The 24630-nt window shown below is 33.2% G+C and carries 24 protein-coding genes; 18 read left to right on the plus strand and 6 right to left on the minus strand.

What is annotated here, in order from left to right; all coding sequences use genetic code 11:
* Positions 1 to 22 precede the first annotated feature (22 nt).
* From SCB73_RS10375 to SCB73_RS10410, 8 genes are all read left to right on the plus strand, one after another.
* Positions 23 to 787 (plus strand): alpha/beta fold hydrolase, encoded by a 765-nt coding sequence (locus tag SCB73_RS10375; protein WP_320569948.1) that lies wholly within the window; start codon positions 23 to 25, stop codon positions 785 to 787.
* 55 nt (positions 788 to 842) lie between these two features.
* Positions 843 to 1187, plus strand: coding sequence for a phage holin family protein (locus tag SCB73_RS10380; protein ID WP_320569949.1), 345 nt, complete (start codon positions 843 to 845; stop codon positions 1185 to 1187).
* Positions 1188 to 1300: 113 nt separating this feature from the next.
* Positions 1301 to 2623: a trigger factor gene (locus SCB73_RS10385; protein WP_320569950.1), complete on the plus strand. Its 1323-nt coding sequence runs from the start codon at positions 1301 to 1303 to the stop codon at positions 2621 to 2623.
* Positions 2624 to 2949: 326 nt separating this feature from the next.
* Positions 2950 to 3624, plus strand: coding sequence for an ATP-dependent Clp endopeptidase proteolytic subunit ClpP (gene clpP / locus SCB73_RS10390; RefSeq protein ID WP_320569951.1), 675 nt, complete (start codon positions 2950 to 2952; stop codon positions 3622 to 3624).
* Positions 3625 to 3800: 176 nt separating this feature from the next.
* Positions 3801 to 5033 carry an ATP-dependent Clp protease ATP-binding subunit ClpX gene (clpX, locus tag SCB73_RS10395; RefSeq protein WP_320569952.1) on the plus strand — a complete coding sequence of 411 codons (1233 nt, stop codon included), beginning with the start codon at positions 3801 to 3803 and terminating at the stop codon, positions 5031 to 5033.
* Positions 5034 to 5242: 209 nt separating this feature from the next.
* Positions 5243 to 6256 carry a hypothetical protein gene (locus SCB73_RS10400; RefSeq protein ID WP_320569953.1) on the plus strand — a complete coding sequence of 338 codons (1014 nt, stop codon included), beginning with the start codon at positions 5243 to 5245 and terminating at the stop codon, positions 6254 to 6256.
* On the plus strand, positions 6196 to 6483 hold the full coding sequence (locus SCB73_RS10405; RefSeq protein ID WP_320569954.1) for a hypothetical protein: 288 nt from the start codon (positions 6196 to 6198) through the stop codon (positions 6481 to 6483). The genes SCB73_RS10400 and SCB73_RS10405 overlap by 61 nt, the downstream gene beginning before the upstream one ends.
* Positions 6484 to 7155: 672 nt before the next feature.
* The gene (locus tag SCB73_RS10410; protein ID WP_320569955.1) at positions 7156 to 7755 is read left to right on the plus strand and encodes a hypothetical protein; all 600 of its coding nucleotides are present in this window, start codon (positions 7156 to 7158) and stop codon (positions 7753 to 7755) included.
* Positions 7756 to 8040: 285 nt separating this feature from the next.
* On the opposite strand, the gene SCB73_RS10415 is transcribed toward SCB73_RS10410, so the two are convergent.
* Complete coding sequence (locus tag SCB73_RS10415; protein WP_320569956.1) at positions 8041 to 9006, minus strand: GlxA family transcriptional regulator; 966 nt, start codon at positions 9004 to 9006, stop codon at positions 8041 to 8043.
* A 140-nt stretch (positions 9007 to 9146) separates the two neighbouring features.
* Between SCB73_RS10415 and SCB73_RS10420 the strand changes: the two genes are divergently transcribed.
* From SCB73_RS10420 to serB, 7 genes are all read left to right on the plus strand, one after another.
* Positions 9147 to 9554, plus strand: a complete 408-nt coding sequence (locus SCB73_RS10420) for a VOC family protein (protein WP_320569957.1) — start codon at positions 9147 to 9149, stop codon at positions 9552 to 9554.
* A gap of 2 nt (positions 9555 to 9556) precedes the next feature.
* A complete protein-coding gene (locus SCB73_RS10425; protein ID WP_320569958.1) occupies positions 9557 to 9961 on the plus strand; it encodes an SRPBCC domain-containing protein in 405 nt (134 codons plus the stop codon).
* Positions 9962 to 9990: 29 nt separating this feature from the next.
* The gene (locus SCB73_RS10430) at positions 9991 to 10395 is read left to right on the plus strand and encodes an SRPBCC family protein (protein ID WP_320569959.1); all 405 of its coding nucleotides are present in this window, start codon (positions 9991 to 9993) and stop codon (positions 10393 to 10395) included.
* Positions 10396 to 10515: 120 nt separating this feature from the next.
* A complete protein-coding gene (locus SCB73_RS10435; protein WP_320569960.1) occupies positions 10516 to 10923 on the plus strand; it encodes a VOC family protein in 408 nt (135 codons plus the stop codon).
* A gap of 2 nt (positions 10924 to 10925) precedes the next feature.
* Positions 10926 to 11363, plus strand: a complete 438-nt coding sequence (locus SCB73_RS10440) for an SRPBCC family protein (RefSeq protein WP_320569961.1) — start codon at positions 10926 to 10928, stop codon at positions 11361 to 11363.
* A 94-nt stretch (positions 11364 to 11457) separates the two neighbouring features.
* Positions 11458 to 11895, plus strand: coding sequence for a VOC family protein (locus SCB73_RS10445; RefSeq protein ID WP_320569962.1), 438 nt, complete (start codon positions 11458 to 11460; stop codon positions 11893 to 11895).
* A gap of 160 nt (positions 11896 to 12055) precedes the next feature.
* Complete coding sequence (gene serB / locus SCB73_RS10450) at positions 12056 to 13285, plus strand: phosphoserine phosphatase SerB (RefSeq protein WP_320569963.1); 1230 nt, start codon at positions 12056 to 12058, stop codon at positions 13283 to 13285.
* Positions 13286 to 13602: 317 nt separating this feature from the next.
* Here the strand turns inward: serB and SCB73_RS10455 are convergent, their stop codons facing one another.
* Together SCB73_RS10455 and SCB73_RS10460 are read right to left on the minus strand one after the other, a co-directional pair.
* A complete protein-coding gene (locus SCB73_RS10455; protein ID WP_320569964.1) occupies positions 13603 to 13845 on the minus strand; it encodes a redox-active disulfide protein 2 in 243 nt (80 codons plus the stop codon).
* A gap of 23 nt (positions 13846 to 13868) precedes the next feature.
* Positions 13869 to 15380, minus strand: a complete 1512-nt coding sequence (locus SCB73_RS10460; protein WP_320569965.1) for a GH3 auxin-responsive promoter family protein — start codon at positions 15378 to 15380, stop codon at positions 13869 to 13871.
* A 248-nt stretch (positions 15381 to 15628) separates the two neighbouring features.
* Between SCB73_RS10460 and SCB73_RS10465 the strand changes: the two genes are divergently transcribed.
* On the plus strand, positions 15629 to 16423 hold the full coding sequence (locus SCB73_RS10465; protein WP_320569966.1) for a DUF2797 domain-containing protein: 795 nt from the start codon (positions 15629 to 15631) through the stop codon (positions 16421 to 16423).
* 249 nt (positions 16424 to 16672) lie between these two features.
* Positions 16673 to 17722: a glycosyltransferase family 9 protein gene (locus SCB73_RS10470; protein ID WP_320569967.1), complete on the plus strand. Its 1050-nt coding sequence runs from the start codon at positions 16673 to 16675 to the stop codon at positions 17720 to 17722.
* Positions 17723 to 17797: 75 nt separating this feature from the next.
* On the opposite strand, the gene SCB73_RS10475 is transcribed toward SCB73_RS10470, so the two are convergent.
* From SCB73_RS10475 to sppA, 3 genes are all read right to left on the minus strand, one after another.
* Positions 17798 to 20398, minus strand: coding sequence for an AsmA-like C-terminal region-containing protein (locus SCB73_RS10475; protein WP_320569968.1), 2601 nt, complete (start codon positions 20396 to 20398; stop codon positions 17798 to 17800).
* 153 nt (positions 20399 to 20551) lie between these two features.
* Positions 20552 to 21511: an alpha/beta hydrolase gene (locus SCB73_RS10480; RefSeq protein ID WP_320569969.1), complete on the minus strand. Its 960-nt coding sequence runs from the start codon at positions 21509 to 21511 to the stop codon at positions 20552 to 20554.
* 15 nt (positions 21512 to 21526) lie between these two features.
* On the minus strand, positions 21527 to 23284 hold the full coding sequence (gene sppA, locus SCB73_RS10485; protein ID WP_320569970.1) for a signal peptide peptidase SppA: 1758 nt from the start codon (positions 23282 to 23284) through the stop codon (positions 21527 to 21529).
* 169 nt (positions 23285 to 23453) lie between these two features.
* On the opposite strand from sppA, the gene folK reads away from it, so the two are divergent.
* Complete coding sequence (folK, locus tag SCB73_RS10490; RefSeq protein ID WP_320569971.1) at positions 23454 to 24587, plus strand: 2-amino-4-hydroxy-6-hydroxymethyldihydropteridine diphosphokinase; 1134 nt, start codon at positions 23454 to 23456, stop codon at positions 24585 to 24587.
* The last annotated feature ends 43 nt before the right edge of the window (positions 24588 to 24630 follow it).

The following is a 24630-nucleotide window of genomic DNA, read 5'->3' on the forward strand; positions in this document are numbered from 1 at the left end:
TTTTCAAAGTAAAAATAAAAATATGCTTTACTCAAAAATAGAAGGCGAAGGAAAACCATTCATTATCATGCACGGTTTTCTGGGAATGTCTGATAATTGGAAAACACTTGCCGGACAATATGTAGAAGCGGGTTTTCAGGTTCATATTTTGGATTTAAGAAACCACGGGCGCAGTTTTCATTCAGATGAATGGAGTTATGAAGCGATGGTTCAAGATGTCTTTGAATATTGTCAGGCACATAATTTAACGCGAATTGACATTCTTGGACATTCAATGGGCGGAAAAGTAGCAATGCTTTTTGCGACTACTCATCCTGAAATTATCGATAAATTGATCGTGGCCGATATTGGTCCGAGATTTTATAAACAACATCATCAAGATATTTTGGCGGGACTAAATGCAGTTGATTTTTCTGTAAAACCAAGCCGAAATGACGTTGAAGCCATCGTTGCGCAATATGTGCCAGATTTTGGAACGCGTCAGTTTTTGCTAAAGAATTTATATTGGAAGGAGCCGGGACAATTGGCTTTTAGATTTAATCTAGAGGTTTTTAATAATAATCTGGATGCTATTGGAAAACCTTTGGCAGAAGGTTTGGTTTTCAATAATCCAACATTATTTATAAGAGGAGGAGATTCAGGCTATATTCAGGATGAAGATATTGATGCAATAAAAGAGCATTTTCCGAATTTAAAACTAGAAACAATTCCAAATGCAGGACATTGGCTTCATGCCGAAAATCCGCAGCTGTTTTTTGAGTTGACAGCAGGGTTTTTGAAAGAGTAGTTTACTTTTGATAAAAAAAATATTACTTTTAAATAAATTTTAAACCTGATAAACTATGAAATTATTACTTAGACTTCTTGTTACTGCAGCTTTGGTTTTATTGTTATCAAACCTTTTAACTGGGGTTGTTGTCGCTAGTTTCGGAACGGCTGTAATTGTTGCAGTAGTTTTAGGCTTGTTGAATATTTTTATAAAACCTATTTTGGTGATTTTGACTTTGCCTGTAACAGTGGTGACACTTGGTTTGTTTTTATTGGTCATAAATGCAGTAATGATTCTGTTATGTACTAAAATTGTTGGTGGTTTCGCAGTCGATTCGTTCTGGACGGCATTAATTTTTAGTGTTATTTTGTCTATTCTGCAATCGATCACTTATAAAATACTGGGAGACGATAAATAAAACAAATTGAGCAGATTAAAACTGCTTCAAATACAATAGATTAAAAACTTGGTTGGGTTGCAAAAATTTTATAATTTTGCAACCCAATTTTATTATGTAAATTAAAGAAGAAGATGGATATTAAAAGAGTAGCAATAGACGCTGTAAACGAGACGATTGTTATGAACGTTGTTCATATGGATTATAAAGGTCAAGTAGCAAAAAGAATTAACGAAAAAATGCCTTTAGCACAAGTAAAAGGATTCAGAAAAGGACAAGTGCCTAAAGATCTTGTTGAAAAACAATACGGAAAAGCTATTAAGCAAGAAGAGATTAAAAAAGTAGTTGATTTGGCTTTAGAGCGTTATATTCAATCTGAAAGATTAAATCTTTTAGGAACTCCGCTTCCAAAAGTAAACGAAAACCTTGATTGGAATGCAGAAGAATTAACTTTTGAGTTCGAAATTGGTTTAGTGCCAAACTTCGAAATTGATTTAGAAGCTAAAAATAATATCGTAAAATATATCGTTACTGCTGACGATAAATTAATCGAGGGACAAGTAGAGCGTATCCAAAAACAATTTGGAAAAGCAGTTCCACAAGAAGTATCTGATGTAAAATCTGACTTGACTGGAACTTTCTCAAGCGAAGCAAACGGAATCAATAATACAACTACAATTGCTGTAGATGCATTCAGCAAAAAAGCTCAAAAACAATTCACAGGTAAAAAAGTTGGAGATGTTGTTACGGTAAGCACAAAAGGTTTATTTGAAGACGATCACCAATTAATGGATTACTTAAAAGTAGGTCACGAAGGTGTTCACGGTTTAGATGTTGAAGTAAACTTCACTATCGAAGCTATCAACGGTTCTGAGCCAGCTGAATTGAATCAAGAATTATTTGATAAACTTTTTGGAGAAGGAAAAGTAGCTTCTTTAGAAGATTTAAAAGCTAAAATTAAAGAAGATGCTGAATCTCAATTCGCGCAGCAAGCTGACCAAAAATTATTATTGGATGTTCAAGATTTCTTGATCGAAAACACAAAATTCGATTTGCCAGCTGAATTCTTGAAAAAATGGTTGCAAACTGTAGGTGAGAAAAAATTAACTCCAGAAGAAGCAGAAGTTGAATACGCAAGATCTGAAAAAGGTTTACGTTTCCAATTAATCGAAGGAAAAGCTTTAGCTCAAAGCAACATTCAAATTACATTTGAAGACTTGAAAGAGTTTACATCAAACGCTATCAGACAGCAAATGGCTCAATTTGGTCAAACAAACCCAACTGACGAAGAAGTTCAAGGAATCGTGGCTAGAGTTTTATCTAACCAAGACGAAGTGAAAAGACTTTCTGAGCAAGTTGTAGCAGCTAAAATGTTAGATATCTTCAAAGAAAAAGCTAATCCAACAACTAAAGAGGTTACTTACGAAGAATTTATTGCAGCTTCTTACGGAGAATAAATTTTAGTCTGAAAGTCAAAAGTTCTAAAGTCGAAAGCTAGAAGTATACTTTTTAAAAATTAAGATTTTATTACAGAAACTGAAAGATAAAAATAATTATATTTGAACGTCAATGGAATTTTTTATTCTGTTGACGTTCTTTTTTTGTGTCAAGTTTCAAGTTGCTAATCGTTTCGTAGTGAAAAAAAACTTAGAATCTTAGTCTTAGAATCTTAGCATCTTAAAAAAGAAGACAAATTGGCATCCTTTATAAAAAGGTACGAACTTTGTTTAATTCGTTTGAGTCACTAGCTGACTTTAGACTTTTCACCTTATAAACTAAAAATATGAACTACGGTAAAGAATTCAAAAAATTTGCTACAAAGCACCAAGGGGTAAACGCAATGTATTACGATAAAATCGTTGCAGCGATGAATCCAACTAATATGACTCCATACATTATTGAAGAGCGTCAGTTGAACGTTTCTCAATTAGATGTTTTTTCTAGATTAATGATGGACAGAATTATCTTTTTAGGAACTGGTATCGACGATCAAATTGCAAATATCGTTCAAGCACAATTATTATTCTTGGAAAGTGCTGATGCCTCAAAAGATATTCAGATTTACTTAAACTCTCCAGGAGGAAGTGTTTATGCAGGTTTAGGAATTTATGACACTATGCAATACATCAAGCCAGATGTTGCTACAATTTGTACTGGAATGGCAGCTTCTATGGGGGCGGTTTTATTATGCGCAGGAGCAGAAGGAAAACGTTCGGCTTTGCCACATTCAAGAGTAATGATCCACCAGCCATCTGGAGGAGCGCAAGGTGTTGCTACAGATATGGAAATCAATTTACGTGAGATGTTGAAATTAAAAGATGAATTATACAACATCATTTCACACCATTCAGGACAAACTTTTGACAAAGTGCACAAAGACAGTGAGCGTGATTACTGGATGAAAGCCGACGAAGCAAAAGAATACGGAATGATCGACGAAGTATTGAGAAGAAGTTAAAAAAAGTTTCAGGTTTCAGGTTTCAAGTTGCAGCAGTTAACTTAAAACCTGAAATAAAATAAAACTTGAAACAAAAAACAAAGATTTAAGCTGCAAAGAATTAAGTTTTTAAGTTTTAATTAAAATAAAAAGCTTAGAAACTTAGTATCTTTGCAGCTTAATAATTTAAATAAAGAATGGCAAAAGTAGTTTTAGAATGTTCGTTTTGTGGAAGAAAAAAGCCAGAAACTAATTTATTAATTGCCGGGATTAATGCACATATTTGTGATAAGTGTATTGAACAAGCGCACGGAATCGTATTAGAAGAATTAAAATCCAGCGGAAATGCTAAACTGGTTGGAGACTTAATTTTAAAGAAACCGAAAGAAATCAGAGCTTTCTTGGATCAATATGTTATTGGTCAGGATCAGACTAAAAAAGTAATGTCGGTTGCGGTTTACAATCACTACAAGCGTTTAATGCAACAGCAATTAGACGACGAAGTTGAGATTGAAAAAAGCAACATTATAATGGTGGGTCAAACCGGAACTGGAAAAACATTGGTTGCAAAAACGATTGCAAAAATGTTAGACGTTCCTTTGGCTATTGTTGATGCAACAGTATTGACAGAAGCAGGTTATGTTGGAGAAGATGTTGAAAGTATTTTAACTCGTCTTTTGCAAGCCGCAGATTATGATGTAACCAAAGCAGAAAGAGGAATCGTATTTATTGATGAAATTGATAAAATTGCTCGCAAGAGCGATAATCCATCGATAACTCGTGACGTTTCTGGAGAAGGTGTTCAACAAGCGTTGCTTAAATTATTAGAAGGAACGATTGTAAATGTACCGCCAAAAGGAGGACGTAAGCACCCAGACCAGAAATTTGTTGAGGTTAATACTCAAAACATCTTGTTTATTGCAGGTGGAGCTTTTGATGGAGTTGAGCGTATTATTTCAAAACGTTTGAACCGTCAGGCAGTGGGTTATTCGACTTCTAAAAATGCAGATAATATCGACAAAGACAATTTATTGCAATATATTATTCCGAAAGACATTAAAGATTTTGGATTGATTCCTGAGATCATTGGTCGTTTGCCAGTTTTGACGCACATGGATCCTTTAGATAGAGAAACATTGCGTGCAATTTTGACACAACCTAAAAATGCTTTGGTAAAACAATATCAAAAATTATTCTTAATGGATGATGTTGAATTCAGCATTACAGATGAGGCTTTGGATTTTATTGTTGATAAAGCTTTAGAATACAAGTTAGGAGCTCGTGGATTGCGTTCGCTTTGTGAAGCAATCTTGACAGATGCAATGTACGAATTGCCAAGTTCTGATGATACAACTTTGACAATCGACAAAGAATATGCAGAACATACGTTGAGTAAAAACTTATTGAAGCGTATGGAAATAGCTTCTTAAAACTGCAAAATAACTTTGTCAAAGTTTCAAATTTTGACAAAGTTCAATTTATAGAACCTGTTCATTTATTTGAGCAGGTTTTTTTGTGGGTATTTGTTAAATTTTTAAAGACTCGACAAAAAAGTAATAATTTTCCTTCAAAATATCTTTTTGTAAAGGATTATTTGTTATGTTTGTTTTTGTAGTAAAAATCTTTAAAATTTATCATTATGAGCCAGAAAATTAAAAAAATTGTAGTTTTAAGTATTGTTTTGATGATTTCTGTTGTTTTTTCAAGATGTCAAAATGATGATGATAATGTATCAAATCCAGAAATTTCAAATGTTTCACTCGCTAAAAAGTGGTTTAAAGAATATGAATCAAGTAGTGAAAATTATGCTTTATTTGAAAATTTAGATTATGAATGGAATCAGGCTGAAATTAAAAAATCGAAAGATGGAATGGAAGTTATTGTTGTTCCTGTCTATAAAGCAAACAAACACGCAGATGAAATTTGGGAACAGAAATTATATCTGTATAAATTAGGCATTGATGAGTACCAAGCATTGCTCTTTGAAATATATCCCGATAAATCAAATGAAATAGAGAATGTTTCCCTAATTGATGATGAAGATTTTAACGGTCATATTGTTGCCTGGGATTTAAAAACAGGTTTTGTAAAAGCTGCTAACTTTAAAAACAACAAACTTGTTGCAAACGGAACGGTTAAAGAATTTAGCGGCAAAAAAGCTATAAGCCAAAAAATGGCTCCTATAGCACCGGATGATGATGACATATATTCGGACCGTGGATTATGGCAGTATCCGACTACAGTTGGTGGCGGTAGTCCTACTCCATTGAGAGATGTAGTTGTAAATAACAATTACCGTAACGATAATTATCATTTAATTTTTGTTGGAAATGGCAGTAGCTTAAACACTGGTGGATCCTCTAATGATTATACTTCTGGTAATGCTGGTGGTGGCGGTGCAGGCGGAGGTAATAATAATTCAACAACAGTAGAGACTCCTCCTAGTTGTAGGGCGTTTGAGTATTCAAATGTTACAAGTAATTGGCAAACAGCAGCAACGAAAAATATTGTAGCTTTGATAGGTTATTATGATGTTGCTACAGGGGAATATAATGTTGCTTCAGTATTATATCCTCAACAATTTATTTTGAGATGCCAATTAATTCAGCATCTAATGGAGGTTATATATCTTCAGGAAGAGCTGCTGAATTAACAGCATTAGCATTGAATACCGCTATTAGTAGAGCTAAATATTATTTCTTATCTACAAGAGCATCTAGCTCCCAAGTACAAGCAAAACTTTGGGAATATATAAGAGATGAAATGGCTAATGGAGCACATATTGTTGGAGGTAGAGCTAGCTTTACTCCACCTTTAAATTTTAAAGGACAAACTATAGATTACAAAAGTTATTGGTTTCTATCTGATAATTGCAATTAAACTTATATAAAATGCTATTTGAAAATTTCTTTAATACAATTTCTTATATTTATTATCCTAAAGATAAATCTATTTTTGATTTAGATTATAATGAGAGTATTGAATACAAGCGTTACTTGGAAAAAATATATTTCAATTTTTCAAACAACAATGAATTAACAGTATTTTTAAAAGAATTAAATAAAAAAATTAGTCCATTATCAATAGTTGAATTCAGAATGGGGGAGAATTTTCCCTCATATTAATAAAGATTATTTTGGTCAAGCCTCAAGTTTAATTAATTTAATAAAAAAGGAGCTAAATCAAAAACTCTTTTATTATGAGTTTCCTGATGATAAACTATTAGAAATAATACCTGATATAAGAATGGAAGAAAACTTTACATATTTAAATGCCTTTTTTATAGATTATTACAGAATTATTAACTTTTAAAGTGAAAGACAATGGATATTAACATTGGAGATTATTATTTTATTATCCTTAATTGGCATATAATATTTATAGCATTTTTTTTCATATTCATTCTTTACATAATAATAAAAAAGATTCTCTTTAAAAAGGTAAAGTAAGAACATGAAAAACAGGCTTAAAAACAGTTATTATTGAAAAGTAGTGTTGACGTGAGCATCTCACTCGTGAACGCAAAGTTTTTATAATTCCACTAAACAACTTATGATAACCGAAGTTTTAAAAAATTTAGCCTATTTATATTACCCTAAAAATATATGTCCGTGGACACAAAAAGAAGAATATTTTGAAACTGTGGAGTATAAAAGGCTAAAAACATTAATTGAACATTTTGATTCTGATACTAGTCATGAAATTCGAAAAAACATTCGAGCAGAATTTGATTCGGATCCAGTTCTAAAAGATTTTGAAGATTTTTCGAGGCTGGATTGGCAAGATAGATGCTATACGTTTTTTTTAAATGTTGTTGAAGGCGGAGAATTGTGTTCAATTACTTTGTATTTGAGCATCTTGGTGCCATATTACGTAATTGATATTATAATTCATAAGAACCAAATGATTATTCCAAAGTCAAGAATTGAAGAATTAGAAAAAGAAAATGTAGATCCGAGAAGAATTAAAGATTTGGTTTTAGAAATAGAACATATTGTTGAAAAGAAGTTTTTGTATTCTAAATTTCCTAAAGAAATATTGAATAACAAATTTGAAGATATTAGTTTTCAAGATTCCTATTTAGGCGAATTTAAAATGTTTAATGCTTTTTTTAATAATCAAATTGTTCATAGAGAAGGGCATGGTAATTAATACTTATTTAATTCTATTTTGTGTTTTTTTATTTTCTTGTACTAAAGAAAATAAAAAAGCAATAGTATCTGAAAGCAATCAAAAAAATCATGAACTTTTGAAAACGAATAAAAAAGTATTGATGTGGGTTATAAAATCCTAATTTTTGATGTTTTGAAAACAAAAACTTCTCATTTAGCCCTGATCGAAACGGCATCCTTTTGTGGTGGGGTTCACCACAAAAGATATAGTGTAGAGCAGGACAAGTCGTCTTTTGAAAACGAAATTAGCTGCTTCTAATAAAAATTACTGAACCCTAAATTTCTCTCGATATTCAATAGGTTTCATGCCAACCATTTTATAAAATACTTTTCTGAATGCTTTTGGATCGTTATATCCTGTTTTTTCGATAATTTCTGAAATTGAAAGCTGTGTTTGTTCCAAATATTTTTTTGAGCTTTCGACTCTGATATTCTGCAAATATTCAATCGGCGGAATTCCGGTTACTTGTTTGAATCGGCGCGTCATGTTGCGGGCGCTTGTTGGAATATCTTTTGTGATTTCTTCCAGTTTTTCAATGGTGTGATACTGGCTTTCAATTTTTTGCTGTAATTGCGCTACCAAAGCGTCATTGTGCAAATGATTTGGCCTGAATGTGCTAAAATAACTCTGTTTGTATCGATTCAAATCGATCGAAAAGATTTTGGCAATTTGAACCGCAATTTCGTTGCCACAATATTTTTGGACTAAAAGTATGAGCAAATGAAAGGATGAAGTCGAACCGCCACTTGTGTAAAGACTTCCGTCGGCAGTCAGTGTTTCTTCGGGTTTTAGTTTTACCAGCGGAAAAGCTTTTGTAAAAGCACTGCAAGCGTCAACATGTGTTGTGGCTAGTTTTTCGTTTAATAATCCAGAAGCAGCAAACAAAAATGCACCAGTGCAAAAACTAGCCAGTTCAGCTCCAGATTGATGCTGCTTTTTCAGCCACGGAATAAAATTTCGGTTTTTTGCAATCATACCGCTCATATCATCAGTAGTGAAAGCGGGGATCAGAATCAGTTCCAAATCGATGTTTGAAGTCTCAATGGCTTGAACATCATATCCAAATAGTTTTTCCTGCGTAATTTGTTCAACCGATTGAAATAGCATAATGTCAAAAGGTTTTTCAGAATCTTTGCTTAGTTTATTGGCTGTTTCAAAAACTTCTAAAATCGCTGCTATACTCAATAATTTATAGTCGTGCGGTACTATCAAACCTGTTTTCTTGCTCATGACTTTTTCTTTTTGGAAGATTGTAATTCTTACAAAAGTAATCAAATTGTCTTAAATGACCCTAAAGTTGACTTTTATTGTCGTTTTAAACTAATCTTAAAATTTTACATTTGCTTTTATAAATTTGTAATTTTATAAAGATGAAAACAAAGATATTCTTAAATCTTCCAGTAAAAGATTTAAATAATTCAATTGCTTTTTTTACTAAAATGGGTTTTTCATTTAATCCAAAATTTACTGATGATAAAGCAACATGCATGATAATTGGTGAAGATATAAATGTGATGCTTTTGGTTGAAGAGTTTTACAAAACGTTTACCCACAAGCAAATTTGTGATGCGGCAACAGCTAGCGAAGTTTTAATTTCTATTTCGGTAGAAAGCCGTGCGCAGGTTGATGAATTAGTAAAGAAAGCAGTTGATGCGGGCGGAACTGATTACATAGAAGCGAAAGATTATGGCTGGATGTACCAGAGGGCTTTTCTTGATTTAGATAGCCATCATTGGGAGCTTTTCTTTATGGATGAAAGTCAGATTCCAACTAATTAAAAATGATTTCAGTAGAAATTATGGTTGAGGCGCCAATAGAAAAAGCTTGGGATTTTTGGATCACACCAAAACACATTCAAAACTGGAATGCAGCTTTTGACAATTGGTACACACCTTATGCTGAAAATGATTTGAAGCTTCAAGGAAAGTTTAAGTATGAAATGACATCAAAGGACAACACGGGAAGTTTTGATTTTGAAGGAATATACACTAAAATTGAAAAATTTCGTTTAATAGAGTATATACTTACAGATAACAGAGTCGGGAGTGTTTATTTTAAGAATTTTGATGATCAGGTGAAAATTATTGAAAAGTTTGAACCAAATAAAAACGATCCCGAAAGTATGCAAGAAAAGTGGTGTCAGGATGTGCTGAATAACTTTAAAAATTATACAGAAAACAGTTAAAAAGATTTTTAAAACTAAATTTAGGAATAATGATAACAATCAAAAATACAGTAAACGCACCGATAGCTAAAGTTTGGGAATATTGGAACACACCAGAGCATATTACAAAATGGAGTTTTGCTTCGCCAGACTGGCACACGCCATATGCAGAAGCTGATTTGAGAGAAGGCGGAAAATTCAAATCGACTATGGCTGCTAAAGACGGCAGTATGAGTTTTGATTTTGGAGGCGAATTTACATTAGTAAAACCTGAAGAAGCGCTTTCGTATGTTTTGGGCGATGGCAGAAAAGTTGAAATTACTTATACTGAAACTTCAGACGGAGTAGAAATCGTTGAGCGTTTTGATCCTGAAACAGTAAATCCCGAAGAAATGCAACGCGCAGGCTGGCAGGCGATTTTGGATAATTTTAAAAATTATGTAGAGAATAACTAGTTTTTCAGGAGCAAAGGCTCAAAGGTGCAGAGGTTCAAAGATTATATTGCAGATTAAACTTAAATTGAATTACATAACTAATGTTTAAAATAAATTGTTTAACACAAAAAATCTAAAAAAATGACAAAACAAATATGGTTGAATCTTCCTGTAAAGAATGTTGCAAAAGCGAAAGATTTTTTCTGGAAAATAGGTTTTTCGTTTAATGAACAGCACGATACGCCAAGTTCAACTTGCATGGTGGTTGGTGAAGGGCATTTTGTAGTAATGCTTTTTGAGGAAATGCTTTTTTCCAGTTTTTCTCAAAATGGGCTTACAGATACAAAGCTAAGTTCTGAAGTTTTGATTTCTATTGATGCCGAAAGCAGAGAAGAAGTTGACGAATTGGCTAAAAAAGTGACAGAAGCTGGCGGAACTGTTTTTGCACAGCCAGCAGAAAGCCAAGGTTGGATGTACGGTTGCGGATTTGCAGATTTAGATGGCCATAGATGGAATGTTTTGTATATGGATTTTAGCAAATTATCTTAATTATGGAAACATTAGAATTTAAGAGTAGGATTAAAGCTTCCCCGGCAAAAGTTTGGAAAGTTTTATGGAACGATGACACGTATAAGGAATGGACCGGTGCTTTTTGCGAAGGTTCATATGCTGTAAGTGATTGGAATGAAGGTGACAAAATTCATTTTATGTCACCAAATGGAGAAGGAATGAATAGTCTTATTGAGAAGAAAATCCCAAATGAATACATGGCTTTTAAACATATAGGAGAAATTAAAGATTTTAAAGAACTGCCACTTGATGAAGAAACAAAAAAGTGGAGTGGTGCAATGGAAACCTATCGATTAACTACAGATAATGAATTTACAGATTTGACAGCTCAAGTTGATGTTGTCGAAAAGTACATTGATTATTTTAAAGAAGCTTTTCCTAAAGGTTTAGAGAAAGTAAAAGAGTTATCTGAGAAGTAGAAATAGAGTATAGAAGAAAGAAAAAGTGAAGAGATTTGATCTTCTGCTTCAAAAAAGTAAAAATTTATAACTAACAATTAAAAATTAAAAAAAAATGGCAACAGTAAACCCTTATTTGTTATTTAACGGAAATTGCGAGCAAGCATTTCTATTTTATAAATCCGTTTTTGGAGGAGAATTTCCTTATATCGGAAAATTTAAAGACATGCCAAAAGAAGAAGGCTGTGACGAAGTTTCTGAAGCAGATGCTGAAAGAATCATGCACGTTTCGCTACCAATTGGCGACACTATTTTAATGGGAAGCGACAGCTCGACAAGATTTGGAGATCTGCCTTTTGGAGAGAATTTTTCAATTTCGATTAATACTGAAAGTGCAGCAGAAGCAGACCGAATTTTCAACGGACTTTCAGCTGGAGGAAAAGTTGAAATGCCGATGAACAAAACTTTCTGGGGCGCTTATTTCGGAATGTTCAAAGATAAATTTGGAATCAACTGGATGGTGAATTTTGACGAAAATCAACCAGCGAAATAATCATTAAAGTTATGTTATTCTAAAAGCGGAACATAATTGTTAAATTACTCGAAAAAGCGCATGTATATGCGCTTTTTCTTTGCAAAAAAAACAAGGATTATTCTTTTTTATCAACGATAGATTGCCGATTTTTGTCGCTTCAAAAATCAATAGAGAAAAAATGGCAATAGAGGATAAAGAAATTATTTTATTAAAAGTTTCAGGACATGATAAAATAGGGGTTACAGCAGGTTTAACCGCTGTATTGGCGGCTTATGATGCTAATATTTTAGATATCGGTCAGGCCGATATTCACGATACACTTTCTTTAGGGATTTTGTTTGAGATTGCAGCAGGTTCTTCTTCTGCGCCGGTTTTGAAAGACTTGTTGTTCAAGGCTTACGAACTGGAAATTAAAGTGAAATTTATTCCAATTTCGATCGATGATTACGAAACTTGGGTAAAATCACAATCAAAACAACGTTATATTATTAATATTTTAGGCGAAAAACTAGCTGCTTCTCAATTGGCTGCGGTGACTAAAATTATGTCAGATCAAAACCTGAATATTGATTCTATCATACGATTGACAGGTCGAACTTCTATCGTTGAAAAAGAACAATATCCACGCTCTTGCATTCAATTGTCTGTAACAGGTGAAATTGTAAATAAAATTGACATGACGGCAAGTTTTATGGAAGTTTCACGAACATTGAATGTTGATATTTCGTTTCAAGAAGATAATATTTACAGAAGAAACCGCCGTTTAGTATGCTTCGATATGGATTCTACTTTAATCCAAACCGAAGTTATCGACGAATTGGCAGAATTGAATGGAGTAGGAGATCAAGTGCGAGCAATTACAGAATCGGCTATGAATGGCGAAATTGATTTCAACGAAAGTTTCAAAAAGCGTATGGCTTTGCTTGAAGGTTTAAGCGAAGAGGTTTTGCAAAATGTTGCCGTTAATTTGCCAATCACACAAGGCGCGCACCGTTTGATGAAAGCGTTGAAATACTACGGTTATAAAACCGCAATTCTTTCTGGAGGATTTACCTATTTTGGAGAATACCTGCAAAAAGAATTGGGAATTGACTACGTTCACGCCAATCAATTAGAGATTAAAGACGGTAAATTGACAGGGAAATATATTGGTGATATTGTCGACGGACAAAAGAAAGCCGAACACTTAAAAGCAATTGCCGAGAAAGAAGGAATCCACATCAACCAAACTATTGCCGTTGGCGACGGAGCAAACGATTTGCCAATGCTAAATTTAGCTGGCCTCGGAATCGCTTTCCATGCAAAACCAAAAGTAAAAGAAAGCGCTTCAACCTCAATTTCAAGCTTAGGTCTTGATGGTGTTTTATATCTTTTGGGATATCATGATCGATATATTGATATGATGTAGCACAATTGTCATCCTGAGCGAAGTCGAAGGCGCAAAGGGCTTCGACTTCGCTCAGCCTGACAAACGAAATTCAACTCATTTTTGTCATTTCGATCCCGAGACTTCGGAAGAGAAATCACACAAGAAATTCCACAATCAAAATAAAAACAAAACCTCAGTCTTTTACATAAAGAGCTGAGGTTTTTTATTTGGGCATGCCCCGCCAGAAAAAGGCGGGTCGGGCTATCCGTTTCAATCTTTTGTGTCTCGTTAAAGAAACGAGACATAAAAGGATTTCCACTTCTATCCCTCATGCGAGTTTAGTGGAATTAGCGTTTTTATTTTCTCGATTCTAACTCCTTTTTAATTTCTTTCAAATTATTCGCATTCAAGAAAAGAATTGGCAATAGCGCAATTGGAACAACATTCATAGCGCTGAAACCTTTCATGCAAACAATAAATATATTAAGTGCAAACAGCATAATTAATACGACAGCAAAAATAGTGTTAACTGTTTTCAATGTTTTGTGGTTTTTAATGAGTTCTTCAGTACTCATTTCGCTGAATTTATTGTTTTTCATTTTCTATAAATAAAAAGTTGTTTTTAACACATCTCCTTCAACTGTTCCAAATAATCTCTCTGATTCGAAAGTCTAGGAATCTTATGTTGGCCGCCAAGTTTGTCTCTTTCCTTCAACCAATCATAAAAAAGGTTCTCTCGGGCAACATTAATCACCAAAGGATTTAAAGTCATATTGTTGTAGCGTTTCGCTTCGTAGTCTGAATTTAAAGTCTGTAAAGTTTCGTCTAGAACTTTTTGGAAAAGACCAACATCAGCTGGATTTTTCTTGAATTCAATCATCCATTCGTGTGCGCCTTTTTCTTTGTCATGCATAAAAATAGGAGCAACAGTATAATCGATAACTTCGGTTTGAGTGACTTGGCACGCTTTAGCGATAGCTTGATCGGTGTTTTCGACCATTAATTCTTCACCAAAAACGTTAATATGGTGTTTGGTTCTTCCAGTAACTCTTATTCGGTAAGGATTTAATGAAGTAAAACGAATGGTATCACCAATTAAATAACGCCATAATCCAGAATTGGTCGTAATGACAATGGCATAATTTTTATTCAATTCAACATCGGCCAAACGAACGACTTTTTGGTTTGGAGTTCCAAAAGTGTCCATCGGAATAAATTCATAAAAAATTCCGTAATCCAGCATCAGCAATAAATCGCTAGAATAATTCAAGTCCTGAATGGCAAAAAAGCCTTCAGAGGCATTGTAGATTTCGTAATATTTAAAATCAGAACTTGGCAGTATTTTTTTGTATTGTTCTCTATAAGGAGAAAAACTCACGCCTCCGTGAAAATAAACTTCAAGATTTGGCCAAAGTTCAAATAAGTTTTGATTGCCTGTATTTTCTAAAACTTTATTCATTAAAACCAGCATCCAGGAAGGAACTCCGGCAAAACTGGTTACATTTTCGTTTTTAGTTTCATTGATGATTGCCGCAATTTTGCTTTCCCATTCGCTCATCAGCGAAGTTTTACTGCTTGGCGTACTGCTGAATTCGGCCCAAATGGGCATATTTTCAATCAAAATTGCCGATAAATCGCCAAAAAAAGTATTGTTATTTTCGTAGATCTGAGAACTTCCGCCCAAGCGAAGACTTTTTCCTAAAAACAATTCAGAATCTTCATTATTATTCAAATACAAACAAAGTAAATCTTTGCTTCCTTTATAATGACAATCTTCAAGAGCTTCGTTGCTTACCGGAATAAATTTGCTTTTGGCATTTGTAGTACCGCTTGATTTTGCAAACCATTTAATTGGAGTTTCCCAAAAAACGCCTTGCTCGCCTTGACGCGTGCGTTCAATCAACGGCTGTAATTCTTCGTACGTTGAAATCGGGACTCTTTCTGCAAAAGTTTGATAGGAATTTATGGAAGCAAAATCATATTTTTTTCCCACAACTGTATTTTCTGAAGCTGTCAATAAATTATGCAACAGTTCTTCCTGAACTTCATTCGGATATTTTAGAAAAAGTTCAATTTGGTGTATCCTTTGCTTTAGGACCCAAGATGCGAAAGAATTGATGATAGATACAGGCATTGAGTGAATTTTAAATTTTAGAGTGCTAATTTTAGATTTTAGATTTAACGTCTTGCGCAAAATCAAGAAATTTAAAATTTGAATATCAATAGACAAATACTAACTTTGTCATATTATCAAAAATAGTATTTTTTTGTAAAAAAAACCATTCTATTTTGAGTAAAGATTCTAATTAAATTGAATTAGAGATTAAATTAGGAACTCAAAAGAAACAAATCTAAAATCTAAAATCAGCAATCTAAAATACAATGACTTATCAAGGAGTACTTACAAAAATGCAGACTGAAATGGGAAATCCAATTCAATATTATTTGGTTTTCGAAGATAGTTTCTTAAGCATGAATCAATTATTGAATAAGGATATTGAGATAAATTTTGTGGGTTTTCAATGTTTAAATTGTGGAAAAAAGAAAAAAATCTACAGACAAGGTTTTTGTTATGAATGTTTTTACTCAAGTGCTGCTTCAGGTGATTGGATCATGCGCCCGGAATTGAGTACCGCTCATTTAGGAATTGCAGATCGTGATTTAGAATTTGAATCAAAAGCGCAATTGCAGCCTCATATCGTGTATTTGGCATTTTCAACAGAAGTGAAAGTAGGAGTGACGAGAAAATCTCAAGTTCCAACACGATGGATCGATCAAGGAGCCACTCAGGCAATTGCAATTGTTGAGGTTCCAAATCGATATTTGGCAGGAATTACGGAGGTTGCGTTGAAAGATCATTATACTGATAAAACAAACTGGAGAAAAATGCTTCAGTGTACCTCAGAATCCTGTGATTTGATTCTGGAAAAATCAAAAGTAGAAAGCTTGATTCCTGCTGAGGTAAAGGATTATTTTTATAGTGAAAAAAATGATGTTTATCAATTAAACTATCCGGTTTTGAACTATCCAGCAAAAATCAATAGTTTGAATTTGGATAAAACGCCTTCATTTCAAGGAAAATTAGTTGGAATAAAAGGACAATATCTGTTATTTGAAAATGGAACCGTTTTTAATGTCCGTGGTTCCGAGGGTTATGTGGTTGCCATAAATGTCTAGCGTAATTAGTCATTCGTCTATTTGTTTTTAGTCTCGGTCTATTAGATGTAAAAAAGTGCCAAAATACTTGTATTTTCGACGTTTTTTAAAATTAATGATGCGAATTCTGTTAAATTAATTTACAATTATGTAATGTTTACTTATTCAAACATTTTAATTTTAAGAAATTTTTAACTTATATTTGGTCGGTTCAATACCGCTGAATTACCAAGTAAGGCAGGAACTTTTTTAATTCTAAAAACAAAATGAATGAGTAACTTAAAAAAAGTTAACGCACTCAGACGCAATGTAATGCGTGGTTTAACCAAGAACATTGGCCGCTCAAGTATGCAAAAAGGCGAGCCAATCAATAAAAGCGAAATCAAGAAAGTATTAATCGCTAGACCTAATCAGAGATTAGGGAATTTGATTTTAATTTCGCCTTTAGTCCAGGAAGTGACCAAAACATTTCCGAATTGCAAAATCGACTTATTTGTCAAAGGAACTTTGGCTCCAATTGTTTTCGAAAATTATGAAAACATAGACAAAATAATTCATTTGCCTAAAAAGCCTTTCAAGGAATTAATCAAATATTTGAAAGTTTGGACACTGATTCGAAAACAAAATTACGATGCCGTAATCAATGTTGATCAAAATTCTTCATCAGGAAGATTGGCAGTGAAATTTTCGGCAGCGAAGTATAAATTTTTTGGTGACTTGCCAGAAAATGTTCAGTTGCCTTATGACGATTATGATCATATTGCAAAATATCCAGTTTATAATTTTAGATATGCTTTAAGTCAATTGGGTATCGAAGATAAAAAAGAACCTGTTGCACTTATTGATTTAAAATTGTCTCAAGATGAAATTGCAAAAGGAAAAACAATCTTGAATGGAATTGTTGATGAAAATAAAAAATCGATTGCCATATTTACTTTTGCAACTGGTGAAAAATGCTATCGTGTAGAATGGTGGGAAGAGTTTTATACGGCTTTAAAAAAAGAATATGCGGAGAAATATAATATTTTCGAAATTTTACCAGTTGAAAATGTTTCCCAAATAAATTTTCAGGCACCGTCGTTTTACAGTAAAGATGTTCGTGAAATTGGGTCTGTAATGGCTAATAGCGAAGTGTTTATTGGAGCAGATAGTGGCATTATGCATTTGGCAAGTGCTTCAAAAGTAGCTACTGTTGGGTTGTTTTCAGGAGCAAATATTAAAAAATATGAGCCGTATGGAAATAATAGTGTTGGTGTTGATACCAATACAAACTCGATTGAGGATTATATTCGAATAATTGATTCTATTTTAAAGAAATAAAACTTAGATCTGATATAAACTAAAAATCCTGCTCTTGACGAAGAGCAGGATTTTTTTTATGAAATCAATTCAGATTTAGTTTTTCTTCTTAAATAATCCATTCAGCAAGTCGCTTGCTTTTTTAGTTACTTCCTGAGTTTTTTGTTCTTTTTCAGTTTTTGCAGCTTGAGTTGTATCTTTTGCTTTTGTGTTTTTATTGATTAAATCCGTTAAAGCAGCAGTACCTTTTTGCGTTAATTTTTCTTTTTGCTGATTGGCAACTTGAGAGGCTAAACTGCTAACAGCAGTCTTCATATCCGTGCTGATTTTTGGGCTAGAAAAATTACCTGTAATCATTGCATTGATCGGAATGTTTTCCAGTTTTGCGGCATCAGCAGGAGACATTTTTGCGATCAAAGCATTTGCTTCGCTTCCTAAATATTTGGCAGGAACATCAAATTTCAAATTGTAATTCATCGTTTGATCAAAACCGTGTGTTCCGCCAACTGTTACTTTAATATCTTGATATTTAATGTCGAAAGGTTTTACATTTACTTTTCCGTTATCAAAAGTCAAAGCCGCTTTAATGTCATTTAAATTTACCTTATTCATGTCGATAAATTTAACATTTGAGCTAAGTGCACTAAGCAAAGTTGAATTTTTAGCATTTACAGTTGTTGAGAGCAATTGTCCTAATAAATCTCCTGAAATAGATTTTAAGTCTGGAGTTAATTCATTTGCATCAAGATTTCCGTTTAATTTGATCGTTGAATTCAGTTTTCCGTTGATGATTCCTGCAATCGGTGCAATTTTTTTCATCATATCTAACTGTGTAAAAGTCTGCGCAATATCAACTTGATTGAAACCTAAATTCATATCAAATGTTGGCACTTTTTCTTTTGTTGAAACCGATCCGGTCAAACCAATTGTTCCGCCAAAAATTGATGTTTTGAAGTTTTCCAAAAGTGCTTTTTCATCTTTGATGATTAATTTTCCAGAAACATCTTTCAGTTTTAAATTGTCGTATAAAACAGTTGTTGCTTTTGCATTTAAAGTACAATTTAAAAAAGCTGGAATTTTCATTGCTTCAGTAGGTTTTGCTGGAGTTTTTGTTTCTGTTTTTGCAGGCTCGCCAGCAGTCATGAAATCATCAACAGCTAATTGATTTGAACTCATATTGAAGTTTCCTCTCAATTCCTGTTTTTTGAACATGAAGCCATAGAAGTTTTCTAAAACTCCATTGATCGCAAGATCACTTTTTCCAGTAGTCGCATTAAATTGTTTTAAGTTGATTTTGCTTGGATTAAACTCAACTAAAGCCGTACTGATATTCATTGCTTTCCCGTTTTCGTCAGTATATTTAAATCCTGACAAACTCATAGTTCCAGCATTTTTGATGTTTTGATATTGACTTTTTTCAACAGAAGCCATGTCAAAATTAGTCGTAACATCAGCTTTCAGAATACCTGCAAGTGGTTTGTCCATTTTAATTGGATATGCTTTTGAAAGATTTGCCAAGTTGATTGTTCCTTTCAAAGCAGCATCAACAATTGGATTTACAGTAATGTTTTTAATATTCGCTTTAGCGTTAAAAACGTCTTGATCAATTCTGAAAGACAGTTTGTCTAAATTGACGTAGGTGTCGTTTAGAATTCCTGTTTCGTTTATGATTTTAGTGTCAATCACAATATTTTGAACTGATTTTGGCAAGTTTGGATATTGAAATGAAGAGTTGCTTGAAGCAATTTCAATATTGAACTTAGGTACAGTTGTATCTGTCAATTCTCCTTTTGCAAAACCATTAACTGTAAAATCTCCAGTAGTTTTCACGCCTTCTAAACTTGATGCATAAGCAGATGGAATCAAGCCTAAGAAGTTTGTAAATGATGAAGTTGGCGTTTTAAATTTCAAATCATAAATCTGCGCTTTTTCGGCCATTTGAATGAATCCGTCAAATTCTAAAGGCAATTGATTGATCAAAGCCTTGTTTTCTTTAAAAGTATATTTGCTCTTTTCAAGATCGATTCCTAAAATCGCGTCCAAAGTCAGTTTTACATTTTTCATGTAATTGATTTTGTCCATATCCAAAGATACTTTTGCAGTAGATTTTGTTGTTAAATCTAGTTTTGAATTCGTGAAATCTCCAGTTCCTTCGTGGTTTAAACTATCGATAACCATTTTAATTTTAGAACCTTGATCAATATATCTAAAAGTGAAATTCTCGATTTTATAATTCTGAATTTTTAAAGCAAGCGGTTTGCTGTTGTGGTCTTTGGTTTCTTCTTTTTTATCTTTTAAAGCAATGTCGAAGTTTCCAACACCATCTTTATTAAAAATAATGTTGATCAAACCATTTTCAGATGTGATTCCTTGAATGCTTAAAGGTTCGTCTTTTCCTTTAAAAAGTTCTTTGATGCTCATTTTTAAGTTTAATTGGCCCAAAGAAACCAATGTGTCACCTTCAAACGGTGCTTTGTTGATAATTACCAATTTTTCAATTCCAACAGCCACATTCGGGAAGTTTCGAAACAAACTTAAATCGGCATCGGCAAAACTTACTTTCGCATCAACGCTTTCGTTAATTGCTTCGGAAATTTTTGCTTTGATTTGGTCTTTAAAGAAGTAAGGAATGGCGAATAATGCGGCCACAAAAACCACAATTACAATGGCGGTTATTTTTAAAATTTTCTTTAACATATTTATAGATTTGAGGGTTTACTTAAAAATAGACTACTGCAAAAATAGTTTTTTTTGCCACAGTTCGAAGATAAAGTTTTCTTAAAAATGTAAGAAATGTTTTCTGTTTGCAAACAAAAAAATCCGCTTGAAGATTTTCAAACGGATTTGCTTTTAGTGTTGTGTCTGTTTTTTTATAAAGGAAACAATTTTGTTGACCAATACTTCTGAAATTGGCAAGGTTTCATTGTTATAGCTGTCAAAATTTGCTTTATTGTCACCGTCAATTATTTTCAGAACGTGATTCATTTTTTCGACAATGACCAATTCAGAATTTTTATTGGCTTTTGATAATTTTTCGGCATCAGTAATGCTTACTTGCAAATCACTGCTTCCTTGAAGAATTAAAATAGGAACAATGAGTTTTTTAATTTCTGTTTGAGGATCATATTTAAACCAAGAAATCAAATAAGGCTGAATGCTTGGCCTGAATAACGAATTTAAAAGTGGGTCAACTTTGTTTACTTTGTTTCCGGCTTTTAAACTGTCAATAATCGGGAAAGTCATGTCCTCGATTTGTTTATTTGATTTAGAAGAAATCTGCTCTTTTAATAATTGGTCTGCCGATTCGCCTGCGCCTGCAATCGAAATAAATTTGTTTGCTTTTGCTCCAGCAATCATCCCAATTAATGAACCTTCGCTATGTCCAATAACCGTTAACTGCGAAAAACGTTTGTCTTGTTTCAAAAAGTTGATCCAGCTTTTTGCATCTTCGGTATAATTTTCAAAAACCAAAGCTGATTCAGTTGGTGCGGCTGCTTTGCTTTCGCTAATTCCTCTTTTGTCGTATCTTAATGATGCAATTCCGTTTTTTGCCAAAGCTTCAGCTAGCATTTTCAAGGAATTGTTTTTCATCATCGGATTATTTCCGTTTCGGTCCGTTGGGCCAGAACCTGCAATGATCAAAGCAACGGGGCATTTTTTTGTTACATCAGGAACCGTCAGTGTACCATAAAGCTGATCGATATTGATTTTTAAAGTAACATTAGTTTCCTTAAAAGTGCGTTGTTCTGTGTTTTGAGCATTTACTACAGTAAAGAATAAAGCGCTCAAAAACAAAAGGATCTTTTTCATTTTTTAAGATTTGAATTACTTAATGTTAATTCCAAAAGGCATCATCGCTTGAACTCCTTTTTGTTTTTGAAGCTTTTTAATCTGCTCAATCATTAAGTAGTTTTCTTCGCCAATTTCTTCTTTAAGGAAAGCTTCTTTAGATTTTGCAAAAGGCATTTTTGATAAAAGATCACCAAAAGTCTTTTCGTATTCCGGATAATTTTGAGTTGAGTATGTTTTTACTTTAGCCATTTTAGCAGCTTCAGTAATCGCATCATTCAATCCACCAATTTTGTCCACCAAACCAATTTTTAAAGCCTCGCTTCCAGACCAAACTCTTCCTTGTGCAATAGCATCAACTTGGTCAAAAGTCATTTTTCTTCCTTCCGCAACATGCGTTACAAATGTTTTGTAAATCTGCTCAACTCCTTCTAAAGTAAAAGCTTTGAATTTTTCGTCAACAGGAACAAATGGACTATAATTTGCTGAGTTTTCGTGAGTTTTTACTTGTTCTGTATTGATTCCTAATTTGTTGGCTAATGGGCTAAAGTTTGGCAATATTCCAAATACCCCAATAGAACCTGTTATTGTATTGCTTTCAGCAAAAATTTTATTAGCGTTACAAGCAATATAATAACCTCCAGAAGCCGCATAATTACCCATTGAAACGACAACTGGTTTTACTTTTTTAGTCACTTCAATTTCTCTCCAAATCAAATCTGAAGTCAAAGCGCTTCCTCCTGGACTGTCAATTCTTAAAACAATTGCTTTTACGTCGTCATTTTTTCGAGCTTCTTGAAGCGCACGTCGCATTGAGCCTTCGCCAATAACGTTGACATCTCCTTCGCCACTTTCAATTTCGCCTTGAGCGTAAATAATTGCGATTTCGTCAGTTGCTGTATTCGTCAAAGCGGTTGTTACATTATTCTGAGTGTAATCTTCAATTGAAATTTTATTGTAATCGTCATCGCCAGTTACTTTCAATTGTTTTTTGATAGCGTTGTGATAAACATCTTCATAAGCTATAATATCAATTAACCCGTTTGCTTTTGCCAATTCTGGAGTTCTTGCCAACAAGCCATTTGCAATTTCATTCAATCTTGGAAGTGGAATATTTCGGCTTTTTGAAATATCGGCAGAAACGGTTGCCCAAATAGAATTTAAAAGTGCAGTAATTTGTTCTCTGTTGGCATCGCTCATTTTATTTTCTAAAAACGGCTCAACTGCGCTTTTGTATTTTCCATGGCGAATCACTTCCATGTGAATGCCTGATTTGTCTTGGAAATCTTTATAAAACATCACTTCAGATGAAAGTCCTTTAAAGTCTAAATCTCCAGCAGGATTTAAGTAAACCGTATTGGCAACAGAATTTAAATAATATTCTTTTTGCGAATACGTATTGGCGTAAGCCCAAACAAATTTTCCTGATTTTTTGAAGCTTTCAAGAGCGTTTCTCAAATCTTTGTATTGCGCAAGTCCTAATGAAGATTGATCATTTAATATTGAAATTCCCTTGATGTTATCGTCTGTTTTTGCAGCTTCTATGGCGTTGATAACATCGGTGATGCCAATTCCTTTTTGTTCTGAAAAAACAGTTACCCATGGATCTTTATACTTTCCGGCATAGTCGTTTTTGATTTCTTTTAAATTCAATTCTATAACCGAATCCTTTTTAACCGAAACTGTATCATCTCCTCCAAATATGGCTCCAATAAGGATTACTCCAAAAAAGAATATCATGATAAATACAAAAATACCAATCACTGTGGCAATTACATTTCCTAAAAACTTCATAAGTGTATTTTTTTTAATAAGTAGCAAAAAAGCCTCTTTCGTTACAAATATATCTAAATGCGATTTAATTATAGAATTCAATTTATGAAATATTTGTAGATTTTACATTTTCAAACTCGATAAATAATACGACCGATTCTAAATTGTTTTTAGTTACTTTGCATTAATTATGAAGTCACAGCATCAAGTCGTTTTATCAATAGGAAGTAATCAAGGAAACAGATTAGCAAATATCGAAAGTTGTATTGCTCTAATACATCAAGAAGTCGGCACTGTTATTAGGGTTTCAAAACTATACGAAACTCCAGCTTGGGGATTTGAAAGTGATGCTTTTTATAATTGTGCACTGCTTTTGCATACTACTTCGTCGGCACAAAAAATACTGAATCAGGTTTTAAAAGTTGAAAAACAATTAGGCAGAATTCGATCCAATCAAGAAGGATATCAGTCCCGAGTAATTGATGTCGATATAATTGCATTTGACGCCGAAATTATTGAAACCGAAAAATTGCAGATTCCGCATCCATTAATGCAAAACAGGAATTTTGTTTTGTTGCCGTTTAACGATTTGAAATTAGATTGGAAACATCCAGTTTTGCAGAAAACGATTCAGGATTTGATTGCAGTTTCTCCAGATGAGAGTGTTTGTACTGCAGTTCAGAACTTGAAAAGCCCCTTGCAGGAAATTGCTTTGGAAAAGTTCAATTATATTGCTTTTGAAGGAAATATTGGAGCAGGAAAAACCACCTTAGTACATAAAATTGCCGAAGATTTTAATGCAAAAACTGTTTTGGAAGGTTTTGCAGATAATCCTTTTTTGCCAAAATTTTATAAAGATCAAAACCGTTATGCGTTTCCGTTAGAAATGTCTTTTTTGGCCGATCGTTATCAGCAATTGTCAGACGATTTAAAACAGTTTGATTTGTTTAAAGATTTTATCGTAGCCGATTATCATATTTTCAAATCTCTGATTTTTTCTAAAATAACGCTTGGAGAAGATGAATATCGACTGTACAGAACTTTGTTTGACATTATTTACAAAGAAATGCCAAAGCCAGATTTGTATGTTTATTTATATCAGAATACAGAAAGATTGTTGCAAAACATCAAGAAACGCGGTCGAAGTTACGAACAGAATATTGAAGCAAGTTATTTAGAAAAAATAAACACGGGTTATTTGGATTACATTAAATCACAAACCGATTTGAATGTTTTGGTAATCGATGTTTCAGATCGTGATTTTGTGAAAAAACACGAAGACTATCTTTTTATTCTAAATGAGATTCAAAAGAAAATAGGTTAAAGAGTCAATTAGGGAATGTGCCAATTAGCTAATTGTACATCCG

The sequence above is a fragment of the Flavobacterium sp. KACC 22761 genome (assembly GCF_034058155.1).
GTDB lineage: Bacteria > Bacteroidota > Bacteroidia > Flavobacteriales > Flavobacteriaceae > Flavobacterium.